Below are 17,409 nucleotides of genomic sequence, written 5' to 3'. Positions count from 1 at the left end.
TCCGTCCCGAACCGGGATTCGCGAAACGCGCCCTTAAGCATTAACGCGGATAAGGGCGTCCTGAGCCTTCTCCTCCAGGACGTCCGACCGCCCCATGTTCCAGATCATCGGCATCGTCATGCTGTTCGGCATGGTCTTCGGCAGCTACATCCTGGCGGGCGGCAAGTTCGGCGTCATCATGCACGCCCTGCCGCACGAACTGATGGCCATCGGCGGAGCGGGCGTGGCCGCCTTCCTGATCTCCAACAGCCTGCCGGTGATCAAGGCGTCGCTGGCAGGCTTCGGCAAGACCTTCGCCGGACCCAAGTGGAAGAAGCAGGACTACAAGGACCTGCTGAGCCTGCTGTTCCAACTGACCAAGACGATGAAGTCCAAGGGCGTCATCGCCCTGGAAAGCCACATCGAGAAGCCGGCCGAGAGCACCATCTTCCAGAAGTATCCCAAGGTGCTGAAGGACCACTTCGCCACCGACTTCATCTGCGACACCCTGCGCATGATGACCATGAACCTCGAGGATCCGCACCAGATCGAGGACGCCATGGAGAAGCAGCTCGAAAAGCACCACCACGAGCATCTGGAGGCCGCCCACGCGCTGCAGAACCTGGCCGACGGCCTGCCCGCCCTGGGCATCGTCGCCGCCGTGCTGGGCATCGTGAAGACCATGGGTTCGATCACCGAGCCGCCGGAAGTCCTGGGCGGCATGATCGGCGGCGCCCTGGTCGGCACCTTCCTGGGCGTCTTCCTGGCCTATGGCCTGGTCGGCCCCTTCGCCGCTCGCCTGAAGGCCATCATCGACGAAGAGGCGGCCTATTACCGCATCATCCAGTCGGTCCTGGTCGCGCACCTGCACGGCAACGCCGCCCAGATCTCGGTCGAGATCGGTCGCGGCGACATTCCCTCGACGGCCCAGCCCTCCTTCTCCGAGATGGAAGAAGCCCTGGCCGCCGCCCCGATGGACGCCTGATCCCTCACATTTTCGCGCGCAGCGGAACCCCGGCGCCGAATCACGCGGCGATCACGCAGCCTCTCCGCGCCTCACGGACGCGTGCATTGTGATCGACGCCATGCGCCGTCTCGCTTGTCGAACCGCGCAATCTCGCGTTACCCCTAGGCGGCGGCGGGATGATCCCGTCCGCTGAAACATCCAAGGGACTTCCGTCAATGACCATCCGTCGCCTGATGATCGCCGCCGCCGGCATGACCGCCCTGTCGCTGGCCGCCTGCCAGCAACCCGCCGAGAAGACTGAGGAAAAGGCCGCCGCTGCTGCGGACGCCGCCGCCGACACCGCTTCTGCGGCCGCCGACACCGCCGCTGACGCCGCCGCCACCGCCGCGGGCGCCGCGACCGACGCCGCCGCTGCAGCCGGCCAGGCGACCGAAAAGGCCGCCGACGCCGCGGGCGCCGCCATGACCCCGGCTCCGGCTCCCGCCGCCGCCCCGGAAAAGGCCGCCCACTAAAGACCTCAATCCGGCCTCGATGCCGGGAAAGGGCCGTCCGACGGGGGTCGGGCGGCCCTTTTTCATGGGCGCATAACGCGACTTCACGAACCCGTGAGAATTTCGCTTGCGATTTCGCTCACGATCCCGTTATCTCCGTCTCAGCGAGGGTTCATGATCTCGCTTTTACCTTCTGAAGGATAACAACTATGCGCATCACCGCTCTGATCGCCGCTTCGGCCGCCGCTCTGGCCCTGGCTGCTTGCCAACCCGCCGCCGACAAGGCTGAAGACGCCGCCGCCGAAGCCACCGACGCCGCTGCGACCGCCACGGACGCCGCCGCCACCGCCGACGCCGCCGCCACCGACGCTGCCGCCGCCGCCACCGACGCCGCTGCCGCTGCTGCTCCGGCCGCCCCGGCTGCTGACGCCGCTGCCGCTCCGGCCGCTGCTCCGGCCGCTGCTCCGGCTGCTCCGGCTGCCGCTCACTAAGACTTACGTCTTGGATCGCGGACTTCGGTCCGCGATGCGGAAAGGGGTCGTCTTCGGACGGCCCCTTTTTTCGTGCCCGCTATCCAGCCCGGTCGAGGCTCGCTAAAGCCCCCGGCATGGCCGATCACCCCATCGACGATATCTCGCCCCAGCTTCTCTGGGCCGAAGACGGCTCGCCGCGCTCCGGCCGATTCGGCGACGTCTACTTCTCCAAGGACGACGGCCTGGCCGAGACGCGCGCCGTCTTCCTCGAAGGCTGCGGCCTGCCCCAGGCCTGGACGGGTCGCTCGACCTTCGCCGTGGCTGAGCTGGGTTTCGGCACCGGCCTCAACATCGTGGCCCTGCTCGACCTTTGGCGTCGCGCCCGTCCGTCGGGCCAGGCCCGCCTGAACGTCTTTTCCGTCGAAGGCTTCCCCCTGACCCGAAACGAGGCCGCCCGCGCTCTGACCGCCTGGCCCGAACTGGCCGAAACCGCAGCGACCCTGCTGGACGCCTGGCCCGCCGGAACGCCTGGCTTCCATCGCATCGACCTGCCGCAGTGGGGCGCGAGCATCGACCTGGCCGTCGGCGACGCCCACTGGGCGCTGGAGCAATGGTCGGGCGCGGCCGACGCCTGGTTCCTGGACGGCTTCTCCCCCGCCCTGAACCCCGGCATGTGGTCGCCGGAAATCCTGGCCCTGGTCGCCGCCCGCTCCGCCCCCGGAGCGCGGATCGCCACCTTCACCGTCGCGGGCGCGGTTCGACGCGGTCTGGCCGAGCACGGCTTCGAGGTCGAGAAGAAGCCCGGTCACGGGCGCAAGCGCGAGCGGCTGGAGGCGCGCCTGCCCTCCTCCGTCCCCTCCCGCCTCAAGCCCCATGTGGCCGTGATCGGCGCCGGGATCGCCGGCGCATCCGTCGCTCGCGCCCTGATCGCCGAGGGCGCCCGCGTCACCGTGGTCGAAGCCGACAGCGCCGGCGCCGGCGGGTCCGGTTTTCCCGCCGCCCTGGTCACGCCTCGTCTGGACGCGGGCGACGTTGTAGTCGCCGGTTTCCACGCCCAGGCCCTGGAGCGGGCGCGCGACCTCTATCGTCGCCTGCCGGGAGCCGTCATCGCCGAGGGCGTGCTGCAACTGGAGCAGGCGCCCCGCGACGCCGTCCGCTTCGACAAGGTCGCCGCTCAGACCCTGTGGCCCGAGGGCGCCATGGCCCGACCCGACGTCGCCGCCTGCACCGAACGCCTAGGCGAAACGGTCGACACCGGCGGCCTGCTGATGGGCGACGCCCTGGCCCTGCGTCCCTCTGCGGTGCTGGAGCCCTGGCTGGCGGGGACGGAACGCGTCACGGCTTCTATCGCCGCAATCCGGACCGATCAGGACGGCGCCGTCCTGCTGGACGCCGAGGACGCGACGATCCTGAAGGCCGACGTCGTGGTGATTACGGCCGGATGGGGAAGCGCCGACCTTCTACCCGACTTGGACCTGTCGCCTGTCGCCGGACAGGCGGACTGGGTCGAGGCCGCCCTGCCGCCCAGCTTCGAGACGCCGGTCGCCTGGGGCGGCTACGCCGTGCCGACCGGGACGGGCCTGCTGTTCGGCGCCACCCATGACCGCGGCGTGACAACCCCGATCCCCAACGAGGACGCGAGCGAACGCAACCGCGCGACCCTGGCCGCCGTCCTGCCGGGCCGGGCCGCTCTGGTGAAGGCCTCCACGCCGTCGCGACGCATCGCCGTCCGCGCCACGACGCGGGACCGCCTGCCCGCCTGCGGCGAACTGGAGCCCGGCCTGTTCGTCCTGACCGGGCTGGGGTCGCGCGGCTTCTGCGTCGCTCCCCTGTTGGGCGAGCATCTGGCGGCCACGATTCTCGGGGGCCCCTCGCCCCTGCCGCGCGCCTTCGCCGACCGTCTGGCTGTCGGCCGCTTCATATCCTCGTCCTGGAACCATGCAGCCAAGGTTCATCCTGGCGCGTTAGACTGACCTCCTTCCCTCGGAGGTTCCCCCATGTCCCGCGTTTCTCCCCTGCTGCTCCTCGCCGCCGGCGCCGCCGCGCTTTCGGCCTGCGCCCCGACAACCCGTTCAGACGGCGTGTCCGGCGATCAGACCGCGTCCCAGACGCAACGGCAGTGCTTCTACACGGACCAGGTTCGCAACTTCAGGGTCAAGACCCCCTCCCTCTACCTGCGCACCGACAACAACAAGGTCTTCCAACTCGAGGCCCTCGGGGCCTGCACCGACCTGGATTCCTCGGCCATGGGCATCGCCTTCCTGCCCGCGACGCGGCTGAACCGGCTTTGCAGCGGGGACTGGTCGGACCTGGCCGTTGCGGGCGGCCCTTCGCCGCAAAGCCCCTGCCGCGTCCGCGTGGTCAAGCAGTTGACCGAGGCCGAGATCGCCGCCCTGCCGGAACGCGATCGCCCCTAGAGCGAAGACCCGAGGTCGAGGCGATTTTCACGCCTGCTCATGTCGCGGATTACTTCGCGGTAATACGGACATGCGAGGTTTGAGAAGGCTTCGCGCAAAGGCTATGAAGTCGCTCCAACGGTATCTGCGTCCCGGCGCCGGACAGAAGGTTCGCGCCCTCCCTGCACCGACCCTTCTCAAGGATCCTCGCACGTGGCGAAAACCCTTCGTAACCCGGCCCTCCTGACGGCCGCGGCCGTTTCCCTGACCCTCGCTCTGGCCGCCTGCGGCGGGCACGGCGACGACAAGTCCAAGGCCGGCGAAAAGTCCGGCGCCTCGCGCCAGACGGTCAGTGTGGCGACCGCCGCATCCGTCGCCCTGCCGCGCGCCGTCGTCGCATCGGGCTCGGTTTCGGCCTGGGAAGAGGTGCCGGTGGGCGCAGAGACCGGCGGCCTGACCGCCGTCGGCGTCTTCGTCGACGAGGGCTCCTACGTCCGTCAGGGCCAGGTCCTGGTCAAGCTGAACGACGCCCTGCTCCAGGCCCAGCTTCGCCAACAGCAGGCGGCGGTCCAGACGGCCGAGGCCAACGCCGCCCGCGACGACGCCGCCCTGGCCCGCGCCCAGGAACTGAAGTCCCGCGGCTTCCTCAGCCAGGCCTCGCTCGACGCCGCCCTGGCCGATCAGCGCGCCTCGACGGCGGGCCTGGCCTCGGCGCGCGCCGCCCTGTCGGAAACCCAGACCCGCGTGGCCCAGAGCGAGATCCGCGCCCCTGTCGGCGGTCTGATCATCAGCCGCAGCGTCACCAAGGGCCAGATCGTCGGCGCCGGAACCGAACTGTTCCGCATGGTCCGCGACGGCCGGCTGGAGCTGGACGCCCAGGTGCCGGAAACCGTGTTGCCCGCCCTGCGCGCCGGCCAGACGGCGACGGTCTCCTCCAACGAAGGGCAGACGACGACGGGCACGATCCGCATCGTCACCCCCGAGGTAGATTCCCAGACCCGTCTGGGCGTGGCGCGTATCACGCTCGCGCCCGGCAGCGGCCTGAAACCGGGCATGTTCGCCCGCGCCTCGATCAACGCCGGGGCCGTGCCGACCACGGTCGTCCCGACCGGGGCCGTTCTCTATCGCAACAACCGCTCGGGCGTCTTCGTCCTGAACAACGACTCCTCGGTCCACTTCCAGCCGGTGACGGTCCTGGCGCGTCGCGACGATCAGACCTCGATCGACAGCGTCCAGCCCGGCGTCCGCGTCGTAGTCCAGGGCGCCGGCTTCCTGAACGAAGGCGACAAGGTCACGGTGGCCCCGGCCGGCCAGGCCCCAAGGCCTGTCGCGGCGCCCGCCGCCGCTCCGGCCAAGAAGTAAGGTCCGGCCATGAACCAGATCTCATCCTGGGCCATCAAGAACCCCATCCCCATCATCCTGCTGTTCCTGCTGCTGACGCTCGCGGGCGTGACCGGCTTCATGGGGATGCGGATCAACAACAACCCCGACATCGACTTCCCCCTGGTCGCCGTCACCGCCGCCCGTCCGGGCGCGGCCCCGGCCGAGATGGAGGTTCAGGTCGCGCGGGTGATCGAGGACTCGATCGCCGGTCTGTCGGGCGTGCGCCACATCTATTCCAACGTCACCGACGGCGTCTCCTCGACCACCATCGAGTTCGAGCTGGGCACCGACACGGAACGCGCCACCAACGACGTGCGCAACGCCATGAGCGGCGTGCGCGGCTCCCTGCCCCAGGACATGCAGGAACCGACGGTCCAGCGTATCGACATCACCGGCGACGCCCTGATCACCTATGTGGTCCGCTCGCCGACCATGACGCCGGAACAGATCAGTTGGTTCATCGACAATGAGATGAGCCGCGCCCTGCTGGCGCTCGGCGGGGTGGGCGAGGTCAACCGCTCCGGCGGCGTGGACCGCGAAATCCGCGTCGAGCTGGACCCGCAGCGCCTGGCCGCCTACGGCGTCACGGCGGCCGAGGTCAGCCAGGCCCTGACCAGCGTCAACAACAACCTGCCTGGCGGCCGCGTCACCGTGGCCGGCGCCGAGCGCGCCGTCCGCACCCTGGGCGCCGCAGGCTCCGTGGATCAACTGCGCGAGACCCTGATCCCCTTGTCCGACGGCAAGAAGGTGCGCCTAGGCGACCTGGGCGCCGTGGTCGACAAATGGAGCGAGCCGCGTCGCCTGGCCCGCTACAACGGCCAGGAGGCCGTGACCTTCAACTTCCTGCGCTCGCGCGAGGCCAGCGAGGTCAAGGTGGCCGAGAAGGTCCGGGCCGAGGTGGCCAAGATCGACGAGGCCCACCCGGAACTGACCATCGAACAGGTCACGTCCAGCGTGAAATACATCGAGGAGAGCTACCTCGCCTCGCTGGAGGCGCTGGGCCTGGGCGCCGTTCTGGCGGTCATCGTGGTCTTCATCTTCCTGCGCGACTGGCGGGCGACCCTGATCGCGGCCACGGCCATGCCCATGTCGCTGATCCCGACCTTCGCCCTGCTGGCGCCCATGGATCAGTCGCTGAACAGCGTGACCCTGCTGGCCCTGTCCCTGACCATCGGTATTCTGGTCGACGACGCCATCGTGGAGATCGAGAACATCGTCCGCCACATGCGCGACGGCAAACCGCCCTATGACGCCGCCTTCGAGGCCGCCGACGAGATCGGTCTGGCGGTCGTGGCCACGACCGGCACCATCATCGCCGTCTTCGCCCCCGTCGGCTTCATGCCGGGCATCATCGGCCAGTTCTTCAAGGCCTTCGCCCTGGCGGCCTGCATCAGCGTCTTCTTCTCCCTGGTCGTGGCGCGGATGCTGACGCCGCTGATGGCGGCCTATCTGCTGAAGCACACCAGCCATGAAGACAAGGATCCCTTCTGGATGAAGGGCTACCTGCGCGCCCTGCGCTGGAGCCTGGGCAACCGCTGGAAGGTCTTCGTCCTGGGCGGCGTCTTCCTGGGCGGCTCCATCTTCCTGTCGGTCGCGGCCAAGATGTCGTTCGAATTCATGTCGCCGGGCGACGAGGCCCGCGCGGCCTTCCAGGTGGAGCTGCCGCCCGGATCGACCCTGCGTCAGACCGACGCCGTGGTGCAGCAGGTCACGGCCAGGCTGCGGGCGCGACCGGAAGTCACCTCGGTCTACGCCGCCGTCGGCGGCCAGGACGTGGGTCAGGCCAACGTCTACGCCGACATGACGCCCAAGGGCGAACGCGCCCTCAGCCAGCAGGCCTTCCAGCGCGTCATGGTCGATGAGTTGAAACAGATCCCCGGCGCCCGCATCCGCGCGGGCATCGCCCAGCAGGGCGGCGGTCCGGGCGACGGCACCAGCTACACCTTCTCCATCCTGGGCGACGATCCCGTCGTTCTGGAAGCCGCGGCCCGCAAGGTCGAGGAAGAGATGCGCGGCGTGAAGGGCCTGGCCAATGTGGTCAACACGGCCGCCATCGCCCGTCCCGAAATCCTGGTCACGCCGCGTCCTGACGAGGCCGCCCTGCTGGGCGTCTCGGCCGGCTCCATTTCCCAGGCCGTGCGCGTCGCCACCATCGGCGACGTGGATCAGAACCTGCCCAAGTACAACCTGGGCGACCGCCAGATCCCGATCCGGCTGCAACTGACCGAAGAGGCCCGCGAGGACCTGAACGTTCTGGAAACCCTGCGCGTCCCGACCAATTCGGGCGCCGCCGTGCCGCTTAGCGCCGTGGCCGACATCCAGTTCGGCGCCGGCCCGGCCACCGTCAGCCGCCAGGACCGTTCGCGCATCGCCTCGATCCGCGCGGAGCTGGACGGAATGACCACGGGCGCCGCGGGCCAGGCCGTCAATCGCCTGCCCTCGGTCAAGAACCTGCCCCAGGGCGTGCGTCAGGTGCCCGCCGGCGACGCCGAGTTCATCCAGGAGATGATCACCGGCTTCGCCATCGCCTTCATCTCGGGCATCCTGCTGATGTACGCCGTGCTGACCTTGATGTTCAAAAGCTTCGCCTATCCCGTCACCATCATGGCGGCCCTGCCCCTGGCCATCGGCGGCGCCTTCATCGGCCTGGTGATCGGCGGCAAGAGCTTCTCCATGTCGGCCCTGATCGGGGTGCTGATGCTGATGGGGATCGCGGCCAAGAACTCCATCCTCCTGGTCGACTACATCATCATCGCCGAGAAGGAGGGCGGCATGACCCGCCGTGAGGCCATCATGGACGCCGCCCACAAGCGGGCGCGCCCCATCCTGATGACCACCTTCGCCATGGGGGCCGGCATGGTGCCCATCGCCATCGGCATCGGCGCCGACGTCGAGTTCCGCTCGCCCATGGCCATCGCGGTTCTGGGCGGACTGATCTCCTCGACCTTCCTGTCCCTGCTCTACATCCCGGCCTTCTTCACCATCGTCGACGACGTCGCCGGATGGGGCCGCCGGATGCTGGGCCGGATGTTCGCCGGTCAGCGCAAACTGGCCGACGGCAGCCGCCCGGGAGAGCCCAGGCCTCCCGTCGGAGCCGAACCCTACCTCGGCGACTGATCTCCAGCCGTCCTCCATATGATCAACCCCCGGGGCTTGCGCCTCGGGGGTTTTTCTTTGCCTGAAACGAGCCCGCTGACGAAGGAAGGCGGGGACGAGGATGAAGACAGGGGAACGGCCCCTGTCCTTTTGGGTCCGGGGCTACGAGGTAGCAACTCATGCTGTTCATGAGCGGCTGCGGCTCCCTTCCCCTTGCGAAACCTTCGCGCTCGACCGCCCTCGCGTCCCGAACACGGCCGCTTGTTTCAGCCCCGGCGCCCAGAACGCAGAAAGGGCGGCGGACCGAAGCCCGCCGCCCTCTCCTCAACCTGATGTCAGGTCAGGCTTAGAAGGACTTCGTGAGGTTCACGAAGGCCGTCCGGCCCAGGTAGTCGTAACCCGAGTACAACGGGGCGTTGCCGACCCGGTTGTTGTAGCCCGACGAGATCGTCGGCGGGTCTTCGTTCAGCAGATTGCGAACGCCGGCCGTCACCGTCCAGCCTTCGCCCGTGTACTGAACCGAGGTGTTGTGCTGCCAGTAGTCGCCGACTTCCAGATCGAACTGGCTGGTGGCCGGGTTCTGACGACGATACTCGTAGTCCGAGGTGCCCTGGATCCATTCCACGCCATAGCGCACCCGCCACTTGTCCCATGCGTAGGACAGGTCAGCGGTGCCGGTGAACTCCGGATTGTTCAGGCGGCCCTTGTACTCGACCAGCGGGTCTTCATCGAACAGCTTGTTCGTGATTTCCGTGTACTGGGTGAGCGCCAAGTTGAACAGAGCCGTGCCCGGGCCGACATCCTTGCGGTAACGCAGGGTGTAGTCCAGGCCCTTGACGATGTCGGTCGCCAGGTTGACGTAGCCGTTCTGGACCGTGAGGCTCTTGTCGCCGGCGTCACGCGCCACCAGCGAGCAGAAGCCCACGCGAGCAGCGAAGTCAGCGGCGTTCGAGTCGTAGCAACGCTCAAGGATGTTCGCGGCGCCGTACTGAGCTACGCCGTTGTTCACCTCGATTTCGTAATAGTCGACAGCGAAGGCGAAATCGCCCCAGCCCTCAGGCAGGGTCGGCTTCAGCACCAGGCCGATCGTCATATTGGTCGAGGTCTCAGCCTTCAGACCGGCTTCCGCGCCGCCTTTGGTGATGACCGCGACGCTCGACTTCTGCTGGAAATCGGTCGGCAGATTCTCGGCCGCGCAGTTGGCGATGAGAGCCGGCGTATCGGTCGCCGTGTCGATTTCGTTGCAGGGATCGAAGCTGGCGGCCTGGAAGCCCGAGGTGGCGCCGACGAACTGCTCGAACAGCGCCGGAGCGCGGTAGGAGGTGCCGTAGGTGGCCCGGAACGTCAGCATGTCGATCGGCTGATAGACAAGACCGATCTTGTAGGTCGAGTCGTCGCCGTACGAGTCGTAGTCCGTGTAACGGAACGAAGCGTTCAGCGTCAGCTCCTTGGCGAAGGGCGCGTCGCGCAGAAGCGGCGCTTCGACTTCACCGAAGACTTCCCACACCGAGTCGGAACCGCGGGTGATGGCCGAGGTCGAGTAGTTGTAGGTATTGCCCGTCTGCGAATCGAGGCCCGGGGTGTCGTCGATTTCCGCGTCACGCCATTCGGCGCCGAAGAAGCCCATGACCTTGCCGGCTGGCAGATCGAACAGCGGACCGTCGATGCCGAGGCTGACGATCTTCTCTTCGTAGGTGGTCACGCCCTTGACCGGACGGAAGACGTAGTCGGTCCATTCCTTCGGCAGGATGCCGCCGACCACCTGGCTGCTGAGCTTCGGCGCGGCGACGCAGCCGGGGTTGGTGCTCAGTTCACGGCACTGGAACTTGCCGGGCGAGATCTCGATCACGTCCAGGCTTTCGACCAGGCGGTTCGTCAGGAACTGCTGGCTGACATACTCCGAACGCGACCGCGAGTAGCTGGCCGACAGGTCGTAGCGCCATTCCGGGATGAAGAAGTCGCCGCGAAGGCCGACCACGTTACGGTTGAAGCGCTGCTCTTGCGTCGAGTGATCGTTGCCGAAGCCGATGAAGGCGCGGACGCCGATGTCCTGGCCCTTGTTCAGGCCCTGGTCGCCGGAGAAGGTGCTGAAGGCCAGGTTGCTGGGGATCAGGGGGCTGCCCTTGGCGTAGTCGAGCGCGAGCTGACGATAGCTGGTCTGCGACGACTTGCGCTGGTTGAGCAGGAATTCACCGTAGAGCTCGGCGTTGCCCAGAGCGTTCAGCTGATATCCGCCTTCGCCATAGAAGGTGGCGATCTTGACCGGCGAGATCAGCGACCGGTTCAGCATGCGGTCGTCGAAGGTGTCGCGAACATTGGAGTTCACGCCCGTGCCGCCGACGCCTTCATAACCGGCCATCGGACCGGTGACGCCCGAGTTCGGACGGAAGCGGTTGAACAGGACGTTCGGCGCGCCCGCGGCCGGCGTACCCGCCACGCCGTTGAAGATGCGGTTTCCGTCGCCGTCGAGGCCGCCGTCGACGCTCACGCCGATCGTATTGATCGACGAGCCGTTCGAACCGGTGCTGGTGATCGGATAGCACTTCGACTTGCCGGTCAGCGGGTCGATGTAGTCGCGGCTGGCGCCCGCGGCGGTCGGACGACGGCCGTCGGTCTGGCAACGCGTGAACTCACGATCGCGCAGGGTCAGTTCGTCGCGCTCATAGAGCTCGACCGAACCGGCGGCCCGCCAACGGTCGCCGCGAGCGCCCGCCACCAGGGAGATGCGATCAGAACCGCCGGCGCCTTCGGCTTCCAGAGGCTCGTTATGCTGGGCTTCGAAGATCAGGCCTTCGAAGTTCTTGCGGGTCTGGATGTTGACCACGCCGGCCACGGCGTCCGAGCCGTAGACCGAGGAAGCGCCGTCGCGCAGGACTTCGACGCGGTCGATCATGGCGGTCGGCAGAACGTTCAGGTCGGCCGAGCCGACCGAGCCGCGCGAACCGGCCGGCGAGACGCGACGGCCGTTCAGCAGCACCAGGGTGCGGCTCGGGCCCATGCCGCGCAGGCCGATGGTGTTGGCGCCGGGGCCGCCGTTGGTGACGTAGCCGCCGTAAGAGTTGTTGATCTGCGAGGTGCCGCCGGTGACGGCCGTGCTCTGCAGGGCTTCCGTGGTCGAAGCGAAGCCTTGCAGGGTGGCTTCTTCACGCGTCACCACCTGGGTCGGCGACGGAGCGTTGAAGTTGTCGCGACGAATGCGCGAACCGACAACGACGATTTCTTCGACTTGAGTGGCTTCCTGGTCGGTATTCGTTGCGCTCTGAGCGAACGCGGCTCCCGGAACGAGCATGGTCAACGACAGTGCGGCGGCGCCGGCCACCATCGTCGTGCCAAGCAGGTAGTCTTTACGAGTGCTCATATGCCTCTGTGTACCTGTGAATATTGAACTTCAGATACGACGCTCGATGAACGCCGTTTCGGATACCAATGTTCGACTCTACGTTTCTTGGTTGATGTAGGGCTATGCAAACGACTTCAAGCGAGCAACAAAAATATTGCCGAAAATCTACGTTCGGCAAATAAATGCGTCATTTTTGACGCCTTACGACCCAGTTAGAACCACAAATTGTCCATTTATGGCGAGATTAAGCCGCATCTTGCCCGTATTGTGACGCTATCCCGACGAAATGAGGCGGTTCCAAAGCCTCCTTAAGGCGAGGATGCGCCCGAGGTACGACGCCGCAGACGACCTATGGCGTCGCGCCCGCGCGCGCACTACCTTCACGTTCATGGCTCGTTCTCCTTCGAAACCGACCAAGCCCGTCCATGTCCCGGGTGCGGAAAATCCCGGACTGCGTGAAGCGCCGGTCGCCTTCGACCATGGCCGCCCGCCCATGTTCGCGCCCGTCGTCGGCCCTCGCCTGACGCCGGAAGAAGCGCCCGGCGCGCCCGAGGGCTGGGTCCCTCACCGACCCGACCGGCCGGTCGATCGCAAGCGCATCCCTTTCCGGCTGGAGACGAAGTACAGCCCCGCGGGAGACCAGCCCTCGGCCATCGCCGAACTGGTCGCCCAGGCCGAAACGGGCGAGCGGGACCAGGTGCTGCTGGGCGTCACCGGCTCGGGCAAGACCTTCACCATGGCCAAGGTGATCGAACAGACCCAGCGCCCGGCCCTGATCCTGGCGCACAACAAGACCCTGGCCGCCCAGCTCTATTCCGAGTTCAAGGCCTTCTTCCCCGACAATGCGGTCGAGTATTTCGTCAGCTACTACGACTATTACCAGCCCGAGGCCTACGTCCCGCGCACCGACACCTACATCGAGAAGGACTCATCGATTAACGAGCAGATCGACCGGATGCGCCATGCGGCCACCCGCGCGATCCTGGAGCGCGACGACGTCATCGTGGTCGCCTCGGTCAGTTGCATCTACGGCATCGGCTCGGTCGAGACCTATACGGCCATGACCTTCACCCTGAAGGTCGGAGATCAGATCGACGAGGCCAAGCTGCGCGCCGACCTGATCGCACTTCAATACAAGCGCAACGACGCCGCCTTCGAACGCGGCATGTTCCGGAAACGGGGCGACACCATCGAGATCTTCCCCGTCCACCTGGAAGACCGCGCCTGGCGCCTCTCCCTGTTCGGCGACGAGATCGAGGCCATCGAGGAGTTCGATCCCCTGACGGGCAAGAAGACCACCGCCCTCGAGGAGATCACCGTCTACGCCGCCAGCCACTATGTCACTCCGCGCCCGACGCTGAACCAGGCCGTCCACGGCATCAAGGCCGAGTTGAAGGAGACGCTCGACTGGATGGTCGAGAACGGCAAGCTGCTGGAGGCCCAGCGGCTGGAACAGCGGGTGCGCTTCGATCTGGAGATGATGGAGGCCACCGGTTCCTGCGCCGGGATCGAGAACTATAGCCGCTGGCTGACCGGCCGCGCGCCGGGCGAACCGCCGCCCACCTTCTTCGAATACATCCCCGACAATGCCCTGCTGTTCGTCGACGAAAGCCACGTCACCGTGGGCCAGATCGGCGCCATGTACCGGGGCGACTACCGCCGCAAGTCGACCCTGGCCGAGTACGGCTTCCGCCTGCCCTCCTGCATCGACAACCGCCCGCTGAAGTTCGACGAATGGGACGCCATGCGGCCGCAGACCCTGTTCGTCTCGGCCACGCCCGGCCATTGGGAGATGGAGCGCACGGGCGGCGTCTTCACCGAACAGGTCATTCGCCCTACCGGCCTGATCGATCCGCCGGTCGAGATCCGGCCCGTCTCCGGCGCCACCCGCAACCAAGTCGACGACGTCATCGACGAGGTGAAGGCCACGACCCGCGCGGGCTATCGCTCGCTCGTCACCACCCTGACCAAGAAGATGGCCGAGGACCTGACCGAGTACATGCACGAACAGGGGGTGCGGGTCCGCTACATGCACTCCGACGTCGACACCCTGGAGCGGATCGAAATCCTGCGCGACCTGCGCCTGGGTTCGTTCGACTGCCTGATCGGCATCAACCTGCTGCGCGAAGGCCTGGACATCCCCGAATGCGGCCTGGTCGCCATCCTCGACGCCGACAAGGAGGGCTTCCTGCGTTCGGAAACCTCCCTGATCCAGACCATCGGCCGCGCGGCGCGCAACGTCGACGGCCGCGTTATCCTCTACGCCGACCGCATGACGGGCTCGATGGAGCGCGCCATCACCGAGACCAACCGGCGCCGCGAGAAGCAGGAGGCCTACAACGCCGAGCACGGCATCACTCCCGCCACGGTCCGCCGCGACATCAAGGAGATCCTCGACAGCCCCTATGAGTCGCGCGACCTCGACAAGCTGACCCGTCCCGGCGTCGCCGAGGAGGCCAAGCCCTTCGTCGGCTCCAACTTCCAATCCGCCCTCAAGGACCTGGAGGCCAAGATGCGGGAAGCCGCCGCCAACCTGGAATTCGAGGAGGCGGCGCGCCTGCGCGACGAGATCAAGAAGATGAAGGCGCTGGACTTGGAATTCGCCAAGGACATGATGGGCGAGGCCTGAACCTTCGCCCCTCACACGCCTCGGAGACGGATCAGGTCAGCGCCTTTTCCATGACCACGAAGGTCAGGTCCTGATCCGGCGACAGACCGAAGGTGGTCTCGTCGAAGGGGAAGGGCCGCGTCTCGCCCGTCTGGGCGTAGCCGCGCCTTTCGTACCAGGCGATCAGTTCGGCGCGCTTGCGGATGACGGTCATCTCCATCCGGTCGGCGGCGAAGCGGGAAACGGCCTCGACCTCGGCCGCCTCGATCAGGCGACGCCCCAGACCGCCCGCCTGACGCTCCGGATCGACGGTCAGCAGGCCCAGATAGGCCAGGCCCTCGCCCCGGCTCTCGACCTGGACGCAACCGACCAGAGCGCCGTCCGTCTCGGCCAGCAGGATCGCCCGCGACGGGTCGGCGATCAGCCCGCCCAATTCGGCCTCGTCCGTGCGCTGGCCGCCCAGCAGGTCGGCCTCGTGCGTCCAGCCTGCCTTGGCGCTGTCGCCGCGATAGGCGCTTTCGATCAGGCCATGCAGGGCCGGGACGTCGCTCGGCGCGGCGGGACGAAAGACAGGCTCGCTCATTTAACCCCCAGTTCCTCGATCAGGTGATCCATGCCGTAGACGTCGCGCAAGGCGGCGGTCACGGCGGCCGTGGTGACGATGACGCTGCGATTGACGTTCCGGTCGTAGCCGTAGGCGTTGCGCTGGGTCAGCATGGTGGAATCGAAGTTGGCGCCGATGATCTCGCCCCTGGCGTTCACCGCGGGCGAGCCCGAGGAGCCGCCGATGGTGTCGGACGAAACGGCCATGTTCATCACCGTCGTCGGGGCGATCCGATCCCTGGCCGCCAGCAGCTTGGGCGCGACGTTGAAGGGCTCGGCGCCGGTGGCGCGGTCCCACAGACCGGCGAAGGTGGTGAAGGCCGCGATGCGCTGGCCCGGCACGTCCGTGCCTTCGACCCGGCCGTAGGTCAGGCGCAGGGTGCCGGTCGCGTCCGGATAGACGGCGTCGCCATAGACGGCGAAGCGGGCGGCCGCCAGACGCTCGGACGCGCGGTCTGTCTGGGCCTTGACCTTGTTGTCCCATTCCGTGCGCACCGCGCGGGCGTCGGCGTCGATGGCGAGGACGTACTGGATCAAGGGATCGGTCGAGGCCTGGACAGCGGGCAGGCCGCCTTCCCACAGGGCGCGGCGCACGGCGGGATCGGCCAGCTTGGTGCCGGCGATCAGACGGGCGGACAGGCCTTCGGGGCTCTCCTTGCCCAGAAGGGTGCGGACATGCGGGCTGTCGACCGTCAGCCATTCGCGGGTCTTGGACAGCCACCACTCGAGGCGAATCTGCTCCAGTTCCGGATAGGTCGGACGCTCGGCGAACAGGCTGGCCTGGACGCCCGGCAGGCGACTGTCGGCCAACTCGGACAGTCGCTGATCCGACGGCTTGGCCCGCTCCTGGGCGCCGCGCACGATGGCCCGCGCCCACTGGAACAGGGACGAGCCGCCGGCCACCGAGGTCGTGCCCATGCCCGTTCCGCCTTCCAGCAGGGCCATGGCGGGATAGAGCTCGCGCGCCAGGGGCTGGACCGTCGCCAGATCGCCCCAGGGATCGCCGACCTCGGCGCTGAGGGCCTCATTCTCCGTGACCTGACGATGGAAGGCCGTCTCCTGCCCAGCCAGTTGATCCATGAAGGCCGGATCGACCAGGGCCGCCATGCGGCCGCGACCGCGCTTGTAGGTGTTCTCGACGCCGACAATGGGGTCCATGGCGATGAAGGCCTGGTCCTCGCCCTCCTCGGCGTAGCGGATCAGCCGGCCGCGCAGCTCGGAGGCGATCAACTGGTCCATCGGCAGGACCACGTCGCGGATGGTCATCAGTTGGGCCTGGGTCAGCAGGCGCTGGGTCGAACCGGGGTTGCCGGTGATGAAGACGGGCTCGCCCTCGGTCGGATTGGCCGCGTTCCAGGTGAAGTGGATCGGCGTCGCAGCGGGCTTGCCGTCTTCATAGAGACGGATGAAGGCGGCATCGATGGCGAAGCGCGGGAAGGAGAAGTTGTCCAGGTCGCCGCCGAAGGTCGCGGCGCGGTCCTCCGGCGCCCAGGCCAGGCGCACGTCGGAGTATTTGCGGAACTTGTAGAGCTTGAACTGACCGCCGCGATACAGGCTGACCACCTGGCAGCGGATCTTGGGATCGCTCCCGCAGACCTCGCTCTCGATACGGCCGGCCTCGGCCTCGCGCGCCTGGGTGAAGGCCTGACCGTCCAGGCCCTGCCCCGCCTTCTGCACGCGTTCGGTGACGTCGACGATGTCGGTCAGGATTTCGGCCGAGCCGCCGGGGCATTTCAGCTCCTCCTCGCGGCTTTTCGGCGTGAAGCCGGTCTCGGCGTACTGGACCTGGGGCGTGGACAGGTTGGCGACGCAGGTGGCGACGCAGTGGTTGTTGGTCATCACCAAGCCTTCGCCGGAGATGACGCCCGCCGAGCAGCCGCCGAACTTCACCGAGGACAGGCGCACCTTATCGAGCCAGCCCTGGTCGATCGACGTGCCCAGCGTCTGGTTGGCGCGGACGATGGGGAAGTTGTCATAGGTCCACATGCCTTCTTCCGCCTTGGCGGAAGAGGCGGCGGCGAAGGCCAGGACGGCGGCCGAGGCAAAGAGCATGTGACGCATGGAGAACTCCTG

General features: G+C 67.4%; 11 protein-coding genes. 8 read left to right on the top strand and 3 right to left on the bottom strand.

The window, feature by feature from the left end:
• The first annotated feature begins 94 nt into the window (after window positions 1–94).
• The 7 genes from motA (at window position 95) to ABIE19_RS01295 (ending at window position 8,806) form a co-directional block, all read left to right on the top strand.
• Complete coding sequence (gene motA / locus ABIE19_RS01325) at window positions 95–964, top strand: flagellar motor stator protein MotA (RefSeq protein WP_354087309.1); 870 nt, start codon at window positions 95–97, stop codon at window positions 962–964.
• Window positions 965–1,161: 197 nt separating this feature from the next.
• A complete protein-coding gene (locus tag ABIE19_RS01320; RefSeq protein ID WP_354087308.1) occupies window positions 1,162–1,458 on the top strand; it encodes a hypothetical protein in 297 nt (98 codons plus the stop codon).
• A 188-nt stretch (window positions 1,459–1,646) separates the two neighbouring features.
• Window positions 1,647–1,928, top strand: a complete 282-nt coding sequence (locus ABIE19_RS01315) for a hypothetical protein (protein WP_354087307.1) — start codon at window positions 1,647–1,649, stop codon at window positions 1,926–1,928.
• 116 nt (window positions 1,929–2,044) lie between these two features.
• Window positions 2,045–3,883: a tRNA (5-methylaminomethyl-2-thiouridine)(34)-methyltransferase MnmC2 gene (gene mnmC2, locus ABIE19_RS01310; protein WP_354087306.1), complete on the top strand. Its 1,839-nt coding sequence runs from the start codon at window positions 2,045–2,047 to the stop codon at window positions 3,881–3,883.
• A 24-nt stretch (window positions 3,884–3,907) separates the two neighbouring features.
• A complete protein-coding gene (locus ABIE19_RS01305) occupies window positions 3,908–4,327 on the top strand; it encodes a DUF6491 family protein (protein WP_354087305.1) in 420 nt (139 codons plus the stop codon).
• Window positions 4,328–4,519: 192 nt separating this feature from the next.
• The gene (locus ABIE19_RS01300) at window positions 4,520–5,668 is read left to right on the top strand and encodes an efflux RND transporter periplasmic adaptor subunit (RefSeq protein ID WP_354087304.1); all 1,149 of its coding nucleotides are present in this window, start codon (window positions 4,520–4,522) and stop codon (window positions 5,666–5,668) included.
• A gap of 9 nt (window positions 5,669–5,677) precedes the next feature.
• Window positions 5,678–8,806: an efflux RND transporter permease subunit gene (locus ABIE19_RS01295; RefSeq protein WP_354087303.1), complete on the top strand. Its 3,129-nt coding sequence runs from the start codon at window positions 5,678–5,680 to the stop codon at window positions 8,804–8,806.
• A 325-nt stretch (window positions 8,807–9,131) separates the two neighbouring features.
• Here ABIE19_RS01295 and ABIE19_RS01290 read toward each other — a convergent pair whose 3' ends face one another.
• A complete protein-coding gene (locus tag ABIE19_RS01290) occupies window positions 9,132–12,143 on the bottom strand; it encodes a TonB-dependent receptor plug domain-containing protein (protein WP_354087302.1) in 3,012 nt (1,003 codons plus the stop codon).
• A gap of 370 nt (window positions 12,144–12,513) precedes the next feature.
• On the opposite strand from ABIE19_RS01290, the gene uvrB reads away from it, so the two are divergent.
• Window positions 12,514–14,754, top strand: a complete 2,241-nt coding sequence (gene uvrB, locus ABIE19_RS01285; protein WP_354087301.1) for an excinuclease ABC subunit UvrB — start codon at window positions 12,514–12,516, stop codon at window positions 14,752–14,754.
• A gap of 31 nt (window positions 14,755–14,785) precedes the next feature.
• On the opposite strand, the gene ABIE19_RS01280 is transcribed toward uvrB, so the two are convergent.
• Both ABIE19_RS01280 and ABIE19_RS01275 read right to left on the bottom strand, forming a co-directional pair.
• Window positions 14,786–15,316, bottom strand: coding sequence for a GNAT family N-acetyltransferase (locus ABIE19_RS01280; protein ID WP_354087300.1), 531 nt, complete (start codon window positions 15,314–15,316; stop codon window positions 14,786–14,788).
• Window positions 15,313–17,397, bottom strand: a complete 2,085-nt coding sequence (locus ABIE19_RS01275; RefSeq protein WP_354087299.1) for a S46 family peptidase — start codon at window positions 17,395–17,397, stop codon at window positions 15,313–15,315. Before ABIE19_RS01275 ends, ABIE19_RS01280 begins: the two co-directional genes overlap by 4 nt.
• Between the last annotated feature and the right edge of the window lie 12 nt (window positions 17,398–17,409).

It is taken from the genome of Brevundimonas faecalis (genome assembly GCF_040549405.1).
GTDB lineage: Bacteria > Pseudomonadota > Alphaproteobacteria > Caulobacterales > Caulobacteraceae > Brevundimonas > Brevundimonas faecalis.
The sequence above is the reverse complement of the archived record's forward strand: the minus strand, read 5'-3'. Positions and strand labels throughout refer to the sequence as shown.